17 protein-coding genes are annotated in these 18,570 nt (G+C 62.8%); 14 read left to right on the forward strand and 3 right to left on the reverse strand.

The window, feature by feature from the left end; translation table 11 throughout:
- Positions 1–11: 11 nt before the first annotated feature.
- Positions 12–275, reverse strand: coding sequence for a hypothetical protein (locus tag A8G00_RS24705; RefSeq protein WP_146032556.1), 264 nt, complete (start codon positions 273–275; stop codon positions 12–14).
- An 80-nt stretch (positions 276–355) separates the two neighbouring features.
- Here A8G00_RS24705 and A8G00_RS03825 point away from each other — a divergent pair, with 80 nt between their 5' ends.
- On the forward strand, positions 356–877 hold the full coding sequence (locus A8G00_RS03825; RefSeq protein WP_146032557.1) for a hypothetical protein: 522 nt from the start codon (positions 356–358) through the stop codon (positions 875–877).
- A 43-nt stretch (positions 878–920) separates the two neighbouring features.
- Here the strand turns inward: A8G00_RS03825 and A8G00_RS03830 are convergent, their stop codons facing one another.
- Positions 921–2,273, reverse strand: a complete 1,353-nt coding sequence (locus A8G00_RS03830; RefSeq protein WP_103000079.1) for a nucleotidyltransferase domain-containing protein — start codon at positions 2,271–2,273, stop codon at positions 921–923.
- Positions 2,274–2,526: 253 nt separating this feature from the next.
- On the opposite strand from A8G00_RS03830, the gene A8G00_RS03835 reads away from it, so the two are divergent.
- Positions 2,527–2,868 carry a hypothetical protein gene (locus tag A8G00_RS03835; protein WP_103000080.1) on the forward strand — a complete coding sequence of 114 codons (342 nt, stop codon included), beginning with the start codon at positions 2,527–2,529 and terminating at the stop codon, positions 2,866–2,868.
- Between the two features lie 30 nt (positions 2,869–2,898).
- Here A8G00_RS03835 and A8G00_RS03840 read toward each other — a convergent pair whose 3' ends face one another.
- On the reverse strand, positions 2,899–3,693 hold the full coding sequence (locus tag A8G00_RS03840; RefSeq protein WP_172451757.1) for a fructosamine kinase family protein: 795 nt from the start codon (positions 3,691–3,693) through the stop codon (positions 2,899–2,901).
- Positions 3,694–4,469: 776 nt separating this feature from the next.
- Between A8G00_RS03840 and A8G00_RS03845 the strand changes: the two genes are divergently transcribed.
- The 12 genes from A8G00_RS03845 to A8G00_RS03900 all read left to right on the forward strand — a co-directional run bounded on the left by A8G00_RS03845 (position 4,470) and on the right by A8G00_RS03900 (position 18,388).
- Positions 4,470–5,354 (forward strand): toprim domain-containing protein, encoded by an 885-nt coding sequence (locus tag A8G00_RS03845; RefSeq protein WP_103000082.1) that lies wholly within the window; start codon positions 4,470–4,472, stop codon positions 5,352–5,354.
- A gap of 33 nt (positions 5,355–5,387) precedes the next feature.
- On the forward strand, positions 5,388–7,403 hold the full coding sequence (locus tag A8G00_RS03850) for a ParB N-terminal domain-containing protein (RefSeq protein ID WP_103000096.1): 2,016 nt from the start codon (positions 5,388–5,390) through the stop codon (positions 7,401–7,403).
- A 133-nt stretch (positions 7,404–7,536) separates the two neighbouring features.
- Positions 7,537–11,880, forward strand: coding sequence for a strawberry notch-like NTP hydrolase domain-containing protein (locus A8G00_RS03855; protein WP_253257907.1), 4,344 nt, complete (start codon positions 7,537–7,539; stop codon positions 11,878–11,880).
- 73 nt (positions 11,881–11,953) lie between these two features.
- Positions 11,954–12,268, forward strand: a complete 315-nt coding sequence (locus A8G00_RS25430; RefSeq protein ID WP_216365593.1) for a hypothetical protein — start codon at positions 11,954–11,956, stop codon at positions 12,266–12,268.
- Positions 12,269–12,334: 66 nt separating this feature from the next.
- The gene (locus A8G00_RS03865) at positions 12,335–12,799 is read left to right on the forward strand and encodes a hypothetical protein (RefSeq protein WP_103000083.1); all 465 of its coding nucleotides are present in this window, start codon (positions 12,335–12,337) and stop codon (positions 12,797–12,799) included.
- Between the two features lie 124 nt (positions 12,800–12,923).
- Positions 12,924–14,603 carry an ATP-binding protein gene (locus A8G00_RS03870; protein WP_103000084.1) on the forward strand — a complete coding sequence of 560 codons (1,680 nt, stop codon included), beginning with the start codon at positions 12,924–12,926 and terminating at the stop codon, positions 14,601–14,603.
- Positions 14,604–14,707: 104 nt separating this feature from the next.
- Positions 14,708–15,898, forward strand: coding sequence for a DUF932 domain-containing protein (locus A8G00_RS03875; protein WP_103000099.1), 1,191 nt, complete (start codon positions 14,708–14,710; stop codon positions 15,896–15,898).
- 57 nt (positions 15,899–15,955) lie between these two features.
- Positions 15,956–16,540, forward strand: a complete 585-nt coding sequence (locus tag A8G00_RS03880; protein WP_103000085.1) for a hypothetical protein — start codon at positions 15,956–15,958, stop codon at positions 16,538–16,540.
- Between the two features lie 61 nt (positions 16,541–16,601).
- Positions 16,602–16,904, forward strand: coding sequence for a hypothetical protein (locus A8G00_RS25435; RefSeq protein ID WP_216365594.1), 303 nt, complete (start codon positions 16,602–16,604; stop codon positions 16,902–16,904).
- A 20-nt stretch (positions 16,905–16,924) separates the two neighbouring features.
- The gene (locus A8G00_RS03890) at positions 16,925–17,767 is read left to right on the forward strand and encodes a hypothetical protein (RefSeq protein WP_103000086.1); all 843 of its coding nucleotides are present in this window, start codon (positions 16,925–16,927) and stop codon (positions 17,765–17,767) included.
- A 58-nt stretch (positions 17,768–17,825) separates the two neighbouring features.
- Positions 17,826–18,080: an antitoxin gene (locus A8G00_RS03895; RefSeq protein ID WP_103000087.1), complete on the forward strand. Its 255-nt coding sequence runs from the start codon at positions 17,826–17,828 to the stop codon at positions 18,078–18,080.
- Positions 18,077–18,388, forward strand: a complete 312-nt coding sequence (locus tag A8G00_RS03900; RefSeq protein ID WP_103000088.1) for a type II toxin-antitoxin system RelE/ParE family toxin — start codon at positions 18,077–18,079, stop codon at positions 18,386–18,388. Before A8G00_RS03895 ends, A8G00_RS03900 begins: the two co-directional genes overlap by 4 nt.
- The last annotated feature ends 182 nt before the right edge of the window (positions 18,389–18,570 follow it).

The following is an 18,570-nucleotide window of genomic DNA, read 5'->3' on the forward strand; positions in this document are numbered from 1 at the left end:
CATGAAATCCACTATTTCCCCTCCAGAATGGCGCCTATCATCCGGTCCCAGGTCATGCTCGCGACTTGCGCGCCAATCTTGACGCCTTCGGTCGAATTCTGTTCACCGCCGGCAGCGGACACGACCGCGCCGGGATCCTTGACCGCGTGAAGCACGGTGCGCGCCTCCGGAAGGAAGCTTTGCCACATGGGCTTGCCTTCGAACGTCGAGTTCTCCGGTAGGCCCTTAAAGCTACAAAGCGCGCGGGCCGCGCGCTCCAGGGGAGATTTTGCCATGGCGGAATATTAGCAGGATATTGCCTGGCCATCGAGCCGCACAATTGCGACACATTGACTGACTTCAAGGGGATTAATTTGTGACCGAAGATGCAGGGGACATAGCGGTTACGTTGAAAGAGGCCGTGGCGGGATCGCTCGGCGCCCCCCAGACCCGCGATTATTTTGCCGAGATGTATGTGGCCGGCGTGCTGGCCGATGCCGGCTGGGACGTCTATTTCCCGCGCCGCGACAAGGGGTTCGACATGATCGTCAGCCGTCCCGCCGGCGCATCGACGATCATTCGCCCGGTCCAGGTGAAGGGCAAATATGCGACCGACGAGAAGACCGACAAGGCCAGCTACGGCTATATCGGGCGCGTCACTGCTTTCAACGAAGATATGATCCTGGCCATCCCCTATTTCACGTCGCAAAGCCTCGGTGCGCCGACGCTGATCGCGTGGATGCCGCACGGAGAAATCAAGAAACACAGCAAGGGCTGGCGGTGCGAACCCGCGCGGTTCGTCGGCGGCATTCCCCAGGCCCGGCCTGGCTACGCCCATTTTTTCGGGGCGGAGGGGCTGAGCAGGTTCGAGGCACAGGTCGGGATATCGATCATCTAAACTGCTGGATTGTTGACTATGACCGAGAGTGAAGGTTGTCTGGTCAGGCCAGCTCGATCCTCACCGACGATCGAATTCGCGCCGGCTCGATCGCCACGGCACGGGTTTCAAGCAGCGAGGCAAGCTCCGTCACGAAGTAATTTCTCATGGTGTCGGGCAGCGTGCCATTGAGGATGCGGATCGTAAGGTGGGGTGCCGTGCCGCTCTCGATCTGCCTTCGGAGGCATCGCTCGGCATCGACCGCGAGGATCAACGCCGTCGCCGCCGCCATCTCAGGCAATGTGGCGAGGTCGACATTTTTGCGGCTGCGGTGGAGAAGGAGATCCGAGAAACGGGCTTCGAGTGTTGGCGCTTGCTCGGTCCCTGCAAAGGCCCTGTGCAGCGTTATGCATGTGCCCCAATAGTCCGTAGCGGACATGATCGCGACGGCGGACCTGCCGTCCAGACCCTTTTGCTTCAGGGACCGCGGCAGCCACGGAAAGCGTGATAGGTCCGCGCTGTCGGTCGCGATCCGCAGATGCTCGGGATAATCGGGAAAGAGCTTGTGACAGTCATCGGTCCAGCCACGATAGATGTCATAGGGCGATACCCGACCCCGATTATCATAACCCGTCAGCCATCGGGCATCCATCGGCCTCAGCGTCGCCGGGGTGAGATCCGGCATCTCGGGCAGCGGGTCCACCTCGTTCGAGCGTCCTGGCGAACTGGGATGGCGGGGAAGGATGGGATCGTCGACCCGCCCGCCGCGCGCGCGATCGTAGATCAGGCGGCAAGGAACGCCCAGGGAGGCCAGATCGGTCAAACCATCCTGAACCCCTGCAAGCAGGGGTTCGCGGCGGGGGCCGAAGATCGCCCGCCGGTAAAGCCAGTCGATTCGATCCCACGGGAAGGTCCAGCTTTGCGGCGCTTCAGGATAGATGGCGATCAGCTTTCTGGCATGCTTCACCCTGTCATCCAGATCCTTGAATCGGGGATCTGACGATCGGGCGATGGCAAGATCGATGTCGCCGACGTTCGGCTCCTCCCGCATCAGGCTACCAAAGAGCCACACCTCGTCGACCCGGCTCATGGCCTCGGGATCCCGGTTGAGCGCGTCGACACGATCGAGAAAGCGCTCGAGCGCCGCCCTGGCCTTCGCATTGGGGGTGCGCGCGACCACCTTGGCCCTGACCATGACCATCCCCTGATCGGTGACCTTGAGGGTGTCGGGATCGATAAGGCCGCGATCGAGGCATTCCTCGAACATGATGGCGCCATCGCGCCGCAAGGGGAACAGGCTTGTGAGATCGATCAGCCTGCCCGGATCATAGGTGCGAAGATATCCGGAAAGACCGTTCTTGAAGGTCGCGGGCCGATAGCCGGCTATGCGCGTCTCGCGGTCGAACGATATTCCCACTCTTCCTCCCGGTTTTCACATGGCCCAGGTCATTTAGGCCCGCATGGCCTCTGCCGCATGATCTTTCTTTATCGGGTCGCAGCGAAATAGCGTGAACGAATAGCGGCTGGAATTGCGCTCCGCCGCTTTTCCCTCATAAAGCTGGTGCAGCATCGGGGCGATACAAGCATTGGGGCTTTTGGGCCTGGTTGCCTGATTTTGACCGCTGGCGCCGGCGGACGCCGCGGTGAGAAAAAAAAGGGGCAATTGTCGGATGGTCTATGAGAAGGGCGTCAGCATCGTTGCAAACTGGTCGGCGATCCTGACGGCGGCGGTCGCGGTGGTCGGCTATGGCCGCTACCTTTGGGGGCAAAGGCAGCAGCGACGCAGGCTCGAACATTATCTGCGGGAAGAAAAGCTGCGGGATCGAGATGAGAGCCGTAAGGGGATCATTCATCTCATGGGCAGCCTGTCCATGACCGAAGCGGAACTGCTGTCAGCCGCCTTTCGCAGCAAGACCGTAAAATCCTGCTTCGGCGTGGACCGGCAAGGTCGCGCCGATCGCCTTCTCTTCGAATATGTCGGCGAGGACGTGCCGGCGCCGACGCGTTTTTAGAGCGGGGCGACGGCAGTTGGTCCTGCTACGCTAAAATCCAAGGGCATCAAGGCACGCACCGGCCTGCTGATGATAGGCGCCGCCGAACAGGCGTACATGGACCAGGAGCGGCCAGAGCCGATAGACGGGCTGGCGCTCATGCCAGCCATGGGTGAGGCCGCAGGCGTCGTAGAAAGCGGCGGGCGGTTGATCGAACAGGCTCAGCATAGCAAGGTCGACCTCCCGGTCGCCATAGGTGCAGGCCGGGTCGATCAGCCCGGAGACATGATCCCGTTCGATCAGGATATTGCCGCCCCACAGGTCGCCATGCAGGAGGGCCGGGCTGGGGGAACCTGGAATATGATCAGCCAGGCGATCAGCGAGCCGGGCGACGCGGTGCGCGAGATGGGGTTCGAGGTGGGGCAGGTGACAGCGCAGGCGCTTGTCCGCCCAGAAATCCACCCAGCTATCGCTTCTGCCATTTGTGATGGCGACAGGTCCAAAGGAATAGTCCCTGTCCCATCCGTAGGGCTGGCCTGTCGGCGCGTGGAGATGATCCAATATTTCGGCGAGATGCCCCCATGATCTCGAGATCTGGCCCGTAGCGGGCAGATCCTCCAGAAGCAGCAGGCCTTTTTCCACCGCCAGTATATTGGGTACAGGCGCATGGGTTTCCCGAATGGCGGAAAGCATGGCGCCTTCTTCTTCGACCAGCGGCCCATGCTTGGCGATGATGGTCCGGCGGTCCGCCAGGACGAGCCGCGAAACGGAACTGAGGTCTCCGCCTGACAGGCGCGTGGCGCTCTCCACGCGCGTCCCGAGCAGACTGCCGGCCCGCGCAAACATCGATCTCACCCGGAATGCCCCTCTCTCTTCCAGGATAGGCCGTGTCCATCCTGTCGAGCTTTTGCCAGGGGCATGAAAATGCCCTGTGCCGCCGCCGGATGGGCGTGCGCCCGGGGCTTGCGGTCGGTCGTTCGAACATTCTGCGGTCTGGCGGTGTCCATGATCGTCTCCATAACCATGGCCACCGTGCCGGGCGAATGATTTTGACGGGGCAGGGCGGTCATCCCCTAATGCCATGGCCATGAAGCGCGGGCGTCCCCCTTGCGGGGCCGGGCTCTGCTCCGCGTGCCGCTCCGTCGAGCCTGCTGCGCCGTCTCGTCCCTTTGGGCCTCGATCCGTGACGCAGCTTCGGTCAGCGCGCTACGCGCGCTGGCATCGGTCGGTGCCGGCTTGGGCGTCGCAGGTCTTTAACCGTCTCTTCAGGGAAGAACGGACACCCGAGGACATTTCCAACATCTTCGGTCTTACTGCCTTGCAGGTGACGGGGCCCGTTGCGCTCGGCAATCTTTTGCCGCGCATGCGAGGTCTTTTTCGTGCCGAGAAGATCGACGCGACGACCGTGCGGCACCTGACCCTCGCAGGGAGAGGGGAGAGGGACGGGGTGAGTGGCCGCCGTCTGGCGCGAAATTCTCTCCTGTGAACTGGACCCTCACTATGGCCAAACATATGCCCGTCAGCGAGATTGCCTGCCGATTTGGGATGACGCGGCGTCGTGCGCGCATGCATCTACGCGGGGCCATCGCTGACATTGCGGCGATCCGGGATCAGGCTGGGCCATGAGCATCAACCTCGATCTCGCCGGCAAAAATCTTGTCCACCGGTTAGGCGGGAGCTGGTCTAACGGACGCGGCATGTGCAGGTGCCCAGCGCATCCCGACAAAACGCCAAGCCTGTCGGTGAGGACGGGTACGTCGACCCTTCTCTTCAAATGCTTTGCAGGCTGCAACGTCGGCGAGATTCTGCAGGCGCTCCGTTCCGAAAGGCTTCAAATCCCTCGTCACGCGGTGGACGTCCCCTATGTCGATGCGTCACCACGTCGCCGGGAATTGGCGTTGAAGCTCTGGTGCGAGGCTCAGCCTCTCTCAGGTACGCCAGCCCAGCGTTATCTTGCTTCCCGCCGGATCATGACCGGGTCCCCGGCGCTCCGCTATCATCCCGCCACACCGCTTGGAGCCGGAAGGAACGTGCGGTTCCTGCCCGCGATGCTCGCGGCGGTCACCTATGACCGCAAGCTACTTGGCATTCAGCGAAACTTCGTTCAGCTGAGCGGGCAGCCGGCTCCCTTTCCCAAGAACAAGCGGAGCCTGGGCACATTGGGCCGAGGAGCCGTGGAACTCGCCGCGCCGACGGCTACTCTCGGACTCGCGGAAGGCGTTGAAAATGCGCTGTCGGCCGGAATGCTGCTGGACATCCCGGTCTGGGCAACCTTGGGTGCAGAACGATTCGCCCACATCATCATCCCGCCGACCGTCACTCGCCTCGTTCTCCTCGCCGACAATGATCGGGCGGGAGAGCGTGCGGCAGCGCGCGCTCGGGAGGTCTATCGAACCGATAATCGCAACCTTGTGACGCTGTGGCCACCGCGGCCCTTCAATGACTGGAACCAACTGCTGTTGGCAGGAGGGGAGGTGGAGCGGTGGAGAGCGCGGCTTGCGACTTGATGGTCAGGGCGCGGCGCGCACCGGAGAATGTCCATGACACAGAAGCCACCCATCATCTTCGTTCCCGCCTCCAAGCTGACGGTCGCGCCGACCAACGTGCGCAAGCGGACCGATCCTGCCGCCGATGAGGAACTCAAGGCCCTTATTCTCGCCAAAGGCGTCATCCAGAATCTGGTTGGCCTGCCGGTGCCGCGCAAGAAGGGCGAATATCTGATCACGGCAGGTGGTCGCCGCCTCAAGCAGGTTCAGGCGCTCATCGCCGAGGGCAAGTTCGACCCGGACCATACAGTGCCCGTCCTGGTGCTGACCGACAAGAATGATGCGGTCGAAATCAGCCTTGTCGAGAATGTCGGGCGGCTGAACATGACGCCCGCTGAAGAATGCCGCGCTTTCCAGGCAATCATCGAGATCGAGAAGAAAGCGCCTGCCGACGTCGCCAAGCGCTTCGGGGTCACTGAGCGCTTCGTGCTCGGCAGGCTCCGGCTCGCTGGGCTTGCCGATATCATTTTCGAGGCGCTGGCCGATGGCGAAATCACGCTCGACGTCGCCAAGGCCTATGCCAGCATCAGCGACCCGGTGCGGCAGGCCACCGTGTTCGAAGAACTGGGCGACGGCTGGGGATCGACCAACTGCGGCGAAATTCGCCGGCGCCTGATTTCGGGCTTCTACCGCGGCAGCGACCCCAAGGCATTGCTGGTCGGCCGAGATGCCTATGTCGCCGCCGGCGGCCGCATCGACAGCGACCTTTTTTCCGACGCGGCGAATGAGAACTGGATCGACAGCGAGATTCTCGAACGCCTCGCCGACGAGCGGATGCAGGCGGCGGCCGAAGAGATACAGGCCCGCGATGGCTTTGGCGAACTGCGGGTCGTTTGCCAGACACGCGTGCCCTATATGGACGTCATGGCCCTCGATGAGATCGAGGGAGAGTCGGTCCCGCTGACCCAGGAAGAGGAAGATCGGCAGCGCGCCATCGAGCAGGAACTCGAAGCGATCGCCGAGAATGCCGATGAAGACGGCTATTCGGATGAGGAGCAGCAGGTCATCCAGACGCTCGAAGCGGAATATGATGCGCTCAATGAGCGGCCGCCCGTCCTGGCCGACCATCAGAAGGCCGGTTCGCTTGCTTATCTGGTGATCGGCCAGGACGGCACGCCGCGCCTCCATGAGCAATTCTACGCCATCCCGGCACCCGAACCTGAAGAGGAGGAATTCGAGGGCGAAGTGTCGGAGGATGTGGAGCAGGACGAAGAGCCCGCCGAGGAAGCCAGTTCGCGATCGCCCATCAGCCAGCGCCTCGCGGACGAGATGGCGATCATGAAGACCGAACTGCTTCGCGTCCATGTCGCCAGCGATCCCCATTTCGCGCTCGACCTCGGCACCTTCTTCATGGTCGATGCCACGCTCGGCTTCCGCCATGATCTGCCCAGCGATTTGCGCGCCACGGCACCATACTCCCGGATGCCTGGGTTCGAAAGCGACACACCGGCGGCGGAGCAATGGGAAGAGCTGAAGGAGGGCCTCGATCGGAGTTGGGCCGACTCGCCCGATATCACCGATCGCTACGAGGCCTTCTGCGCTCTGGGCGACGACGCTCGTGCCTCCTGGCTTGGCTGGGCGATCGCGCGAACCCTGCATGCGGTGCCGGCCGGCGGTTCGGGCAGCGCGATGCTCGATCATCTCGGTCGGAAGCTCAACATCAACGTCGCGGACTGGTGGCGCCCGACGGCCCGGCGCTATTTCGACCGGGTGAGCAAGACCACGATCCTCGGTCACTTCGAGGAAGTCGGCGGCGTCGAGCTTCGCAACCGCTACGGTGCATCGAAGAAGCATGATCTTTCGCTCTCGGCGGAAAAGCTGTTCGGCGGGCAGATTATCGTCGAAGCCGCCGTGAAGGAGAGGGCGCTCGCCTGGGTGCCCGAGGCGATGCGGTTCGACCAGGATGGTGAAGCGCCCCACACCATCGACGGCGGTGACGATCTGTCGGACAGCGACAGCATCGACCAGGGCGGAACTGACGAAGCCGACGGGCTTTCCGAGGCCGCCTGATCACCTACCGGGCCGGGGCTGCCATCGCGCAGCGCCGGTCCCTTGCCGCACGCCGTGGCCCCGTCCTGGAGGAGGAAGGGGGGTGGATGGTGTGCGTCGGCGCTGATCGCTGCGCTCTTCCTGGAGTTCCCCTATGACCCGTTCGTTTTTCGCGGCCCTTGAGGCCGGTTCCGATCCGCTCGACCAGAAGGTCTGGAGCCTCGCCGCCGTCGTAAAGGCGCTCACTGACCTAATCGCGTCAGGACAGTCCATCAGCCGCCAGCGGCTTTCCCGTCTCATGGAAGTGCATTTCGGGGCGAGTGACGCCAGCGGTGCCTGGTCGCTCCGCGAGGCTTTTGATGCCCTTGAAACCGCGCAGGTCGTCGCGTTGCTGGACGGCGCCATCGATCTGACCGATCCGCAGCACCCGGCCAAAGCCGTCGCGAGATTGAACGGATTGCTGGGCCGCCTGCCGACCCAGACCTTCCGGTCCGAACAGCAGATCGACATGCAGCAATTCTCCACCCCAGCTCCGCTCGCATATCTCGCCGGCCTCGCTGCCGCGATCACGCCGGCCGATATCGTGCTGGAGCCATCGGCGGGCACGGGCTTGCTCGCCGTTTTCGCAAAGTTGGCTGGTGCCGAGCTTCTGCTCAACGAACGCGATCCGGTCCGGGCGGGCTTGCTCGCCCGGGCGCTGAACCGTGATGTCACCCGCCACGATGCCGAGTTCATCGACGATCTCCTCCCGCCGGGCGAACGACCGAGCGTTGTCCTCATCAATCCCCCGTTTGCGCGCAGCGAAGGCCGGGGCAGGGACCGTCATGCCGGCGCACGCCATTTGCGCTCGGCCCTGACCCGTCTCGCGCCCGGCGGCCGCTGCGTCGCGATCATGTCGCCTGCCTTCGCCCATGATGGCAGTGGGCAGAGCGGTTATGAGGCGGTCGCAGCCCTGGTGCCCCCCCGGATCGAAATCACGATACAGGGGCGTCCTTTCGCGAAACATGGCACCAGCATCGCCGTTCGTCTTCTGATCTATGACAAGGGATGGAACGGCACCGCCGACCGGCTGACAGTGAACAGCCTCGATGATCTGCTTCCACATATCCTCGCGCTTCCGCCCCGGCTGACCGATAATGTACCGCCCGAGCCATCGGCTGGTCAGGTGAAGCCCAAGATCGCGGTTCCCGCCGTGAAGTCGGCTGTCCGATCCCTCTTCGCATCGAGCGCGCGCCCGCCAATGCCGCGGCCAAAGCCCTTGCCGGTCGTTGCGGTCGATGGAACGGTCGAGCCGCTCGCCTACAGCGTACGGGAAACGCCGCTGCCCGCCGGCGATCAGATCGGCATCTATGTGCCCTGGCGGCTTTCCCGGATGGAAATCCCGCAAGCAAAGCCGCATCCAGACCAGCTCGTCGAGTCCATCGCGATGTCGTCGATCATCCCGCCAAGTCCAACCTATGTCCCCATGCTCCCGCGCTGCGCGGTGGCGGCTCTGTCGGACGCCCAGCTCGAAACGATCATCTATGCGGGCCAGGCGTTCGAACGCGATCTTGCCGGACGGCATGCCCCAAATGGACCGGGCACGCTGCTGACACCCGACGCCCATGGCGTTGCCTATCGCATGGGTTTCTTCATCGGCGATGGCACCGGCGTCGGCAAGGGCCAGCAGGTCGCCGGCTGCATCCTCGACCAATGGTCGCGCGGTCGGCGCAAGGCCGTCTGGATATCCAAGAGCGCCGCGCTGATCGAGGACGCGCGGCGCGACTGGGCGGCGCTCGGCGGCTTGCCCATCGATATCCAGCCACTCGACGCCTTCCCGTTCGGCGCCTCGATCGCGATGGAAAGCGGCATCATCTTCCTCACCTATGCGACGCTCCGGTCCCAGCGTCACGACGAGGCATCACGCCTCCACCAGCTGCTCGCGTGGCTGGAGGAAGATTTCGAAGGGGTCATCTGTTTCGATGAAGCCCATGAAATGGCCAATGCCGCGGGCACGGAAACCCAGTTCGGCACCCAGAAAGGATCGGAACAGGGGCTTGCCGGTGTCCGGCTCCAGAATCTTCGCCCGCGCGCCCGCATCCTCTATGTCTCGGCGACCGGCGCCACCGACCCTGCCAATCTCTGCTACGCTATCCGCCTCGGTCTATGGGGACCGGGCACTTCGTTCGATGATCGCGCCGCCTTCATGGGCGGCATCGAGAAGGGGGGGATCGCCGCCATGGAGATCGTCGCGCGCGATCTTAAGGCTCTGGGCCTCTACACGGCGCGCGCGCTGACCTTCAGCGGCGTCGAATATGATCCGCTCGAACATCCCCTGACCCCCGAGCAGATCGAGATCTACAACGCATATGCCGACGGTTGGCAGGTGATCCATGCCAGTCTCGACGAGGTATTGGCCCTCACCAACATCGTCGATCGCATGGAGGACAAGGCGCTGAACGCCCAGGCCAAGGGCGCCGCCCTGTCCCGGTTCGAGAGCGCAAAGCAGCGATTCTTTGCGCAATTATTGATTGCTATGAAGGTGCCCAGCCTGATCGCGGCGATCACCCAGGAAGTGGAAGCCGGGCATCACGCCATCGTGCAACTGGTGACAACGGCCGAGGCGATGCTGGACCGCCGCCTTGCCAGCCTGTCGGCGGACGAGCGAGCGAACTTGGATATCGAACTTTCGCCCACTGCCGCGATGATCGATTACCTCAAGACGGCCTTCCCGGTTCGCATGATGAAGATCATCAAGGGCAGCGACGACGCCGAGCGCTCCGAACTGATGATCGACGAGCTTGGCAATCCGGTTTTCTGTCAACAGGCGCTGGCGCTTCGCGACGAGATGATCGAGCAGCTTTGTTCGCTCCCGCCCATCGGCCTGGCGCTGGACGAACTCATCCGTCATTTTGGGACGGACCGGATAGCCGAGGTGACCGGGCGAACGCGGCGGTTGGTTCATGATGCGACCGGACGCCAGCGCGTCGAGCGTCGGGGCGGTCGAAGCAATCTCGTCGAGGCCGAATCGTTCATGTCGGGCGCCAAGCCGATCCTAGTCTTCTCCGACGCCGGGGGCACGGGCCGCAGCTACCATGCGGACCGCAACTCCAAATCGGCCAACCGCCGCCGCATCCATTTCCTTCTCGAACCTGGCTGGCGGGCCTCCAACGCCATCCAGGGCCTGGGCCGGTCCAACCGCACCAACCAGGCGAGCGCCCCCGTCTTCCGGCCAGTCACCACCGATTGCCGAGGGGAACGGCGGTTTATCAGCACAATCGCGCGGCGCCTGGATAGCCTGGGTGCTCTGACCCGCGGGCAACGGCAGACTGGCGGACAAAATTTATTCGATCCCTCGGACAATCTGGAAAGCGACTATGCCCGCGATGCGCTCAACCAATGGTATCACCTGCTGTACCGGGGCAAGCTCACCAGCACGTCCTTCAAAGCCTTCGTCGACATGACGGGCCTCAAGCTGATCGACAAGCACAGCGGCGGACTGGTGGACGATCTTCCCCCGATCCAGCGCTGGCTGAACCGGCTCCTGGCGCTGCGCATCGAAACGCAAAATGCGATCTTCGAGGAATATATGGCGCTCATCCAGGCGCGGATCGACGCAGCGCGGGACGCCGGCACGCTCGATGTGGGCGTGGAAACAATCCAGACCGAACGGACCGTCCTCCTTGATGAACAGCTGCTGTGCCGCGATCCTGTGACCGGCGCGGAGACGCGGCTCAGCCGTCTGGAGCTGCATTATCGGCGGCGCGCAACTGGCTATGCCCAGTTGATGCGCGAGCATGGCAATGCGCTTGCTTCCTGGCTCCGCAATGGACGCTCGGGCCGGGTCGCGCTGCAACGGCCGAGCTGGAGCATCATGGATGGGGAGGGTAATGCCATCACCATGTGGGAGCTGGTCCGGCCAACGGGTCGCGAGCGCATCCGGGATATTGCCCTCAAGGAAAGCCATTGGGCGCCGATCGACGGCCACGAATTCGAAACGCTCTGGAATGCCGAGGTGGAAGAGGCGCGCGCCAGGATCGACGTTGAAACCATCAATATGGCGACCGGCCTGCTGCTTCCCGTCTGGAACCGGCTGCCTGACGATGATCTGCGCGTCTGGCGGGTCACGGACGCCCAGGGCAACTCGGTCCTCGGCCGCATCATCTCGCCCAACGGTGTCGAAAAAGTCACCCGATCCTTCGGCGTCGACATGGCGATCACCCTCTCGCCCGCCGAGTTGATCGCCGGCGCGCGCAACAGCGAGGGGGTGGCTGTGCCCGGAATTGATGCGACTCGCCTCATCTGGGTGCATGTGAACGGCAGCCGCCGCCTGGAACTGCGCGATTTTCCTGCCGCGCGGCGGGACTGGCTGAAGTCGATCGGCTGCTTCACCGAGGTCATCCAGTACAAGACGCGGATGTTCATACCCGCCGATCGGGCATCGACCATAGTCGACCAGGTCGTGCGAACGGGGACGCAATGGAACAGTCTGACCGCTCCGGCGTCGAGAGCCGCCTGATCCAAGCGGGAGGGAGGGGGAGCAGGGAAGACGCCGGTGAACGGATCATCGGCGCCTTTTCGAAAGATGCCCCATGACCGACCGCCTGATCGATGAAACCGCCATCGCCCAGTTCAACCGCGACCTCGCTGAACGAGGATGCACGGCGCATGTCGCCCTCTTTGCGCTTGAGAACGCGATGGTGGCGAGCGCGGGAAGATGCCCACAAATACTCGCCCTGATCGACGACGAGGGGCGCTTCATCACCGAACTGCCCCTCACGGTTTCTTCCGAGATGGTGGCCTTGGCCTATTCTCTCTACGGGCGGGGTGTGACCTTCGGCGTCCGGGCTGGCGAAGACGCCGCCTGGGCGAAGCTGCGGTTCCTGATCGGGGCAGCCGCCGCCTGATGTTTGTGCGCTGATCCCGCGCCCGTCGGGCGCTCGTCTTCCCCCCTTTGAAGCAGGAGCTTTGCCATGGCTGACCGAGCCAGCGTCACGATGTCGATCGGCGGCGTCCTTCCATCCGATCTCATCGGCGCGTTATGCGCTGCCATCAGGCATGACGGCGCATGCCGCGACTGGGACAGCGGTCCGTTTGTCGATGAGGACATCGTCGGCGGCGAGGCGCTCTTCCTTTGTGGACATGAAATTGCCTGGGGCATGTTCGAAGCCCTCGAAACATTCTGCCAGGCCCACAGCCTGCCCTTCGCCCGCTGGTCCGGCAGCTGCCGCAACAGCTTCGGACCGGAACGGGTCGTTTACGACGGTACGAGCGACCCCAGACATTTTCTGGCGACCGATGATGACGAAATCCTCTTTTCGATAGAGGACATCCGGCGACTTGGGACGATCGACGCCATCGAAGCGCACTATGCCTTCGCCCACATGATCGTGGGTCCGCTGACCATCGATCCCACGCCTCCCGCCCACAAGGGTTGATGTGATCTGACGGCGCAGGCGTCTGTCGGATTGCTCCGGCCGGGATCGTGATCGGGTGACATGAAGAGGAGGGGGAAGGGGGATTGGCGCGGCCATTGGTCGCTGTCACCTCGGGAGACCTCTCATGACCCTTTCGACCACCGTTTCCACCTCTGTTTCGCAGGGGGCGATCACAAAAATCACAAGGCTTTTCAATGGGACACTGCTGGACGTTCTCAATGAGCTTTTCCAGAACGGGCGGCGCGGGGCGGCCGGCCACATCTCAATCAGTACCAAGACGGACGGCGGTCGATCACTCCTGTGTGTTGCCGATGACGGCACCGGGATAGACGATCCAGCCGATCTCATCACGCTGGGGCAATCGGGCTGGGACGATGATGTGGCTCGTCGGGAAGACCCGGCCGGCATGGGCATGTTCAGCCTGGCGGGGCGATATGTCGAGATCCGATCTTGGTCGCCGCGCCATGCCACCGGCTGGAAGATGGTGATCGGCCCCGATGATTGGGAATCCAGCACCCCTATCGCCATTGAGACATGTGACATCGCTTCGGGGACCGAAATATGCTTCGAGCTGTGCCCCGCCTGGGAGAAGGCTTTGTCCTATTCGATCGCCGCGGCCGCCTCCTATTACCCCTTGCCGGTTACGCTGGATGGCGAGGCTATCGATCGGGCGGACTGGCTCGCGGAGGCCGAGCATATTGAGGTCGCCCTTGGGTGCCGCATTGGCGTTTTCAGGGGCAGGACACTCTCCGACCAGGTCCCTCGGATCAACTTCCATGGCGTCACCGTTCCCTGCCGGCTGCCCAGCCTGATCGAGTGTGGGCGCGAGGCCCAATGGTCGGTGGGGATCGACATCATCGATGCGCCGCAGCTCCAGCTGGTTCTACCGGCCCGAAAGGAAATGATCGAGAATGCAGGGCTGGAGGGAATGCGCGCCGCCGCTATGACGGCGATCTTCAGGGCCATCGCAAAGCGGGAGGGCCATCGCCTTTCCCACAAGGACTGGTTATGTGCGAGGGAGCGCGGCGTCGACTTGCCGGAACCGCGGCCCCGGCTCATGAAATGGTCCCCTTTGACCGCTGAATGCACGCATTCTGCGGCTGCGTGGCTGATCGACGCGGAGGGTGCGCTCCTGACGCCCTGTCACAATCCCAACTTCGCCCAATGCCTCGCGCGCGCACTCGAGGCCAATCCCGATTTTCCTACGCCGCTCGTCGAACCGGAACCGGGATTTGCGGGCTATGGCTGGTATGACGCCCTGCCGAGAATCGAAGATTGCGAGTTCCTGATCGTTCAGGACGGCAAAGAGCATCTGTTCGACGAGACCGACGATCGGCCTGATCTCAAATCAGGGCGCGCGGACAGCATCAGGGCGCTGTTGCATATCGCGACCGCCGAGGATGCGAAGAAGACCGTCCGTTTGGCCGCCGATCTGTTCATTTCCTATGATAGATGCCTCGATTACGAGATTGAGGACGCGGCGATTTTTATGACCCGTGCTTGCGCGATCGATGTTGATGACCTCATCGACCTGCTGGAGGCCATCTGCTTCGAGGCCCATCTGGATAGTGACGCCGACAGCTGGGAAACCCAGCACGACCAATTCCTGCTCGACGCGCGGCAGCTGGCTATCGAGCAGATCCTCGACGCGGACGAAGCGCTGATCACCCGTTGCGGCGCGGTCGTCTCCAAACATCTGCGTTGGCTGGTGCCGCAGGGCAGGATGATCATCATTCATCTCGGCGCTGACCCGACCAGGATCGAAATCAGCGACATTCCCGCCGTGGAAACGGAGCAACATTGATCTCGGCTCCGCACGACGGTCAGGAGGAAAGGGGGAAGGGAGGGGTGGCGACGTGGGGGCAGCGGCCCGGCGCGATCGCCATCCTCACAACCCTGGAGGTTCCCATGACTGCTATCACCGCAACCGATCGCGCGGGTGTGCGCCCGTATCGCGTGGATATTTCGCGCGGAACGAACAACTCCCGCGTTTCGTCCGAATGGTTCAGCCGCCCGCAGGACGAGCGCTTTCTCTCGCTCGGCAAGCTTTACGACAGCGTTCGGACCCGGGCCGACCGCGCCACCACCCGTATCGTGGAAAGCCGCAATGTCCGGGTCGAAGCGCGCAGCGACGAGCCCGAGCGCCTGTCGCTGATGATGCCGGGCGACGACGCGCCCGTCGCGCCGACCAACTGGTCCTTCGGCCAGCTCTGTAGTCTCGTTGGCGCGCCGGCGGCCTATCTGCGCCAACTCCCCGCCGCGCTCGCCGGGATCAATCTTCAACATGGCCTGATCTCGCATTCGGGCGAACATGTAAAGCTGCTCCAGACGAGCGATGGCCGGAGCGAATTGCGCGCGGTCACGGGTCTCGACTATGGCCGGATCTGGGATCATGAGCTGGTCGCGGCGGTGATGAAGATTGCAGGCAACGGCACTGGCGACACGCGCTGGAAAGTGCCCGGCGTGCTCGATTGGGGCGCGATGACCTATAACCCCCATGTCGACATCACCAGCGACACGACCACCCTCTATGCGTCGGATCGCGACGTCTTCCTCTTTCTCGTCGACGACCTTCACCCCATCGAGGCGGGCCGATTGCCCAATGGCGAGCCCGATCTCTACTTTCGCGGATTTTACACCTGGAACTCGGAAGTTGGCTCCAAGTCATTGGGAATAGCGACCTTTTACCTTCGCGCGGTTTGCCAGAATCGCAATCTCTGGGGCGTCGAAAATTTCCAGGAAATCAACATCCGCCACTCCAAATTCGCCGCCAACCGCTTCGCCCATGAAGCAGCGCCAGCGCTCGAACATTTCGCCGAAAGCTCCCCCCGATCCTTTATCGACGGTATCGCGGCCGCTCGCACCAAAATCGTCGCGCGCAAGGACGAGGAGCGCGAGAGCTTCCTGCGCAAGGAAGGCTTCTCCAAGGCCGAAACTGGGAAGATCATCGCGACCGTCCTAGCCGAAGAGGGGCACCCTCCCGCCTCGATCTATGATTTCGTGCAGGGCATCACGGCGATCGCCCGCAGCCGGCCACACCAGGATGGCCGCCTCGACCTCGAATCCAAGGCGCGCAAGCTGATGGAACGCGCCCGCTGACCTCGCCCCGGTCGGCCGCCCGTGCCGGCCTCTTCACCATTTCTCAGGAGAACGACCATGGCGACCACGCCCGATTCGACGCGCCTTTTTATGGTGCGCATCCAATATTTCAGCGCTGGTGAATGCTTTGCCAGCGAGACCATGGAGGTCGAAGTGCCCGACGGCGGCGATGTCTCGGCCGCGGTCCATGCCGCCGCGCAGGCCAGCACCTATCATGATGTGCGGATACCGGAACTGAGCTTCACCGTCGAATTCATCGCGCCCGGCCCGGACGATCCCGACCTGGCGCCGCTCGCTGGCCGGCTGAAACCGGTCTGCTCCCATTGCGGATCGGATTCGATCGTTCGGGATGCCGCCGTCCGATGGGATGTCGAGAGCCAGCAATGGGAGGTGTCGGGCATCTATGATTGCACGACCTGCGATCTCTGCGGGGCTGAGAGCGATGACCTCGCGACCTGGGTTCCCGCCGAACAGGTCACGCCGCCCGAGCAGTTTGAAATCGACCTCGCAGCCAGGATCGGAACGCCCGAATTGCGCAGCGACAGCACCTTCCAGCAATTTTGCTTCGGGCTGTTCCTGACTCACTCGGTCGATGCGGCTGCCGCCGCATGGCTCGCCTCCGACCATTCGGTTCCCCGATAATGTCGCCAGTCGACTGGTCCCTTTTGAAAATGCCGGCCCCACGCCCATGAGGAGCGATCCCATGACCATCACCGTTCCCGACAATCCGCTCGTCGAACGCTTTAATGCAAGGCTTGAGCAACTCAATTCCTCTGCCCGCGTCGCCCTCACGCGAATCGCGGGTCACACTGGCATGCTGGAGCTTCGCGATGACGAGGAGAATTTCCTCGAATTCATCCCCGCCGAGGCGTCGCCCGAAATGGCCGCCATCGCCTTCCGCCTCTACGCCCGCGGTCTCAACCGGGGCGTCCGGGCAGGCGAGGATGCCGCATGGGCCAAGCTGCGCTACCTGATAGGCGCTGCGGCCGCTCCTTCCCATTTCTGAACTGAAGAAAGGCAGATGCCATGGCTGACACCTATTTTTCCGCCTGCTTTACCTTCTGCTGCACCAATGCCGAGATGGCATTGTTGGAGGAGGCGTTCAACGCAGCCGAAGATCTCAACTGCGAACTGGAGCCATTCGCGCTCAGCCAGGAGTTTCTGGCTGCCTTCCCGCCGACGCACGCCGACGACCCATGGAGCGGCCTCCTCGCGATATTCGACGATGCGAAATTTCCGATCCTGGGGGCTGACTTGACCGGCGGGAACAGCTTTGAGGAGCCGACCGTCTCGACCCCTATGATTTCCGGGACGGTCGATTTCCAGCCCTGGCCCATCGCCGAGCTTGTCCGGCGATGCTGCCAGGTCTCGCTCTCCAAGGCGCCGGTCTGTTTCGAATGGGCTGTCACCTGTTCGCGGGCGCGTCCGGGTGAATTTGGCGGCGGACGCTGTGTGATCTTTGCAGATCGGGTCGATATTCAGTCCACCGGCGAGGCCCTGAAGGAAGCACTGGAGCGCCCGATCGACAGCGCAAGCTTGCCAGCTGCTCTGCAAATAGCTGATCCTGCGGATAGACCTCACGTAGGGCGTAGCCTGCTGATCAATGTGCCGGAATATTTCCGCGACCCGGCGTTCAGGGACTGGCTCGGCAAGCCCCAGCCCAAATTCACATGGCACCGTGGCGGCGAACCTGATGAATGGTCGGATGTGATCGTCATGGTCGATCCCAGCCTCAGCGGCGAAGGAAGCGACTCGGACATGCCTGCGCCCATCTGGGAGCGGATCGTCGATGCCTGTCGAACCCATCTCGGCCCCGGCCAGGGCTCTTCACCGCATTATATGGTGCGCCTGACCAACCTTGATGGATGAACAAACCACAAACCCACATTTATGCTAATGTGGGTTTGTGGTGAGATTGCGAGGTTCCATGAGTCGCCTGACGATAGATATTACCGACCAGCAGCATCAGAGCCTGAAGGCTCTGGCGGCGTTGCAGGGCAAAACGATCAAGCAATATGCGATCGAACGCCTCTTCCCTGGCGATTCGGGCGATGATGAACCCTGGCAAGCGTTGAAAGCACTCCTGGGCGAGCGGATCGCGCAAGGGCTGGCGGGCGGCCTTTCCGACAAGGATTTGGGTGGAATCGTTGACGAGGAACTCGGCAGGGCTAGCCGCGGTTGACCGCCCCCTATGTTCTAACCCTGGCGGCGGCGGAGGATTTGCGGGCCATCGTCCGTTATACCAGGAAGCAATGGGGCGACACGCAGGTGCGCTCCTACATGATCAAGCTGGAACGCGGCATCGTGCGTCTTGCGACGGGCCAAGCCGGGTTCAGGGATATGAGCGATTTCCATCCGGGGCTTCGCATGTTGCATTGCGAACATCATTTTATCTTCTGCTTGCCGCGAGAACTGGAGCCGGCGCTCATCGTCGCCATTTTCCATGAGCGCATGGATCTGATGGTGCAGCTGGAAAATAGGCTGACTTAAGACCGCTTGCGACGCGGACATCGCGCTGCGCTCTGCGAATCTGGTCCGATCCCCCTAACCGAATCCAGAGGTTTCTGTGAGGTCGCGCGGCGCTGAGGGGCGATCTTGGCGCTGTGCGCGACCTCATTGAAGCCGGATTGAGCGCACTCGCTGACTGGGCCGGCGCTATGGGATTAGTGGCC

Origin of the sequence: Sphingobium sp. SA916 (genome assembly GCF_002894065.1) — a bacterium.
Lineage (GTDB): Bacteria > Pseudomonadota > Alphaproteobacteria > Sphingomonadales > Sphingomonadaceae > Sphingobium > Sphingobium fuliginis.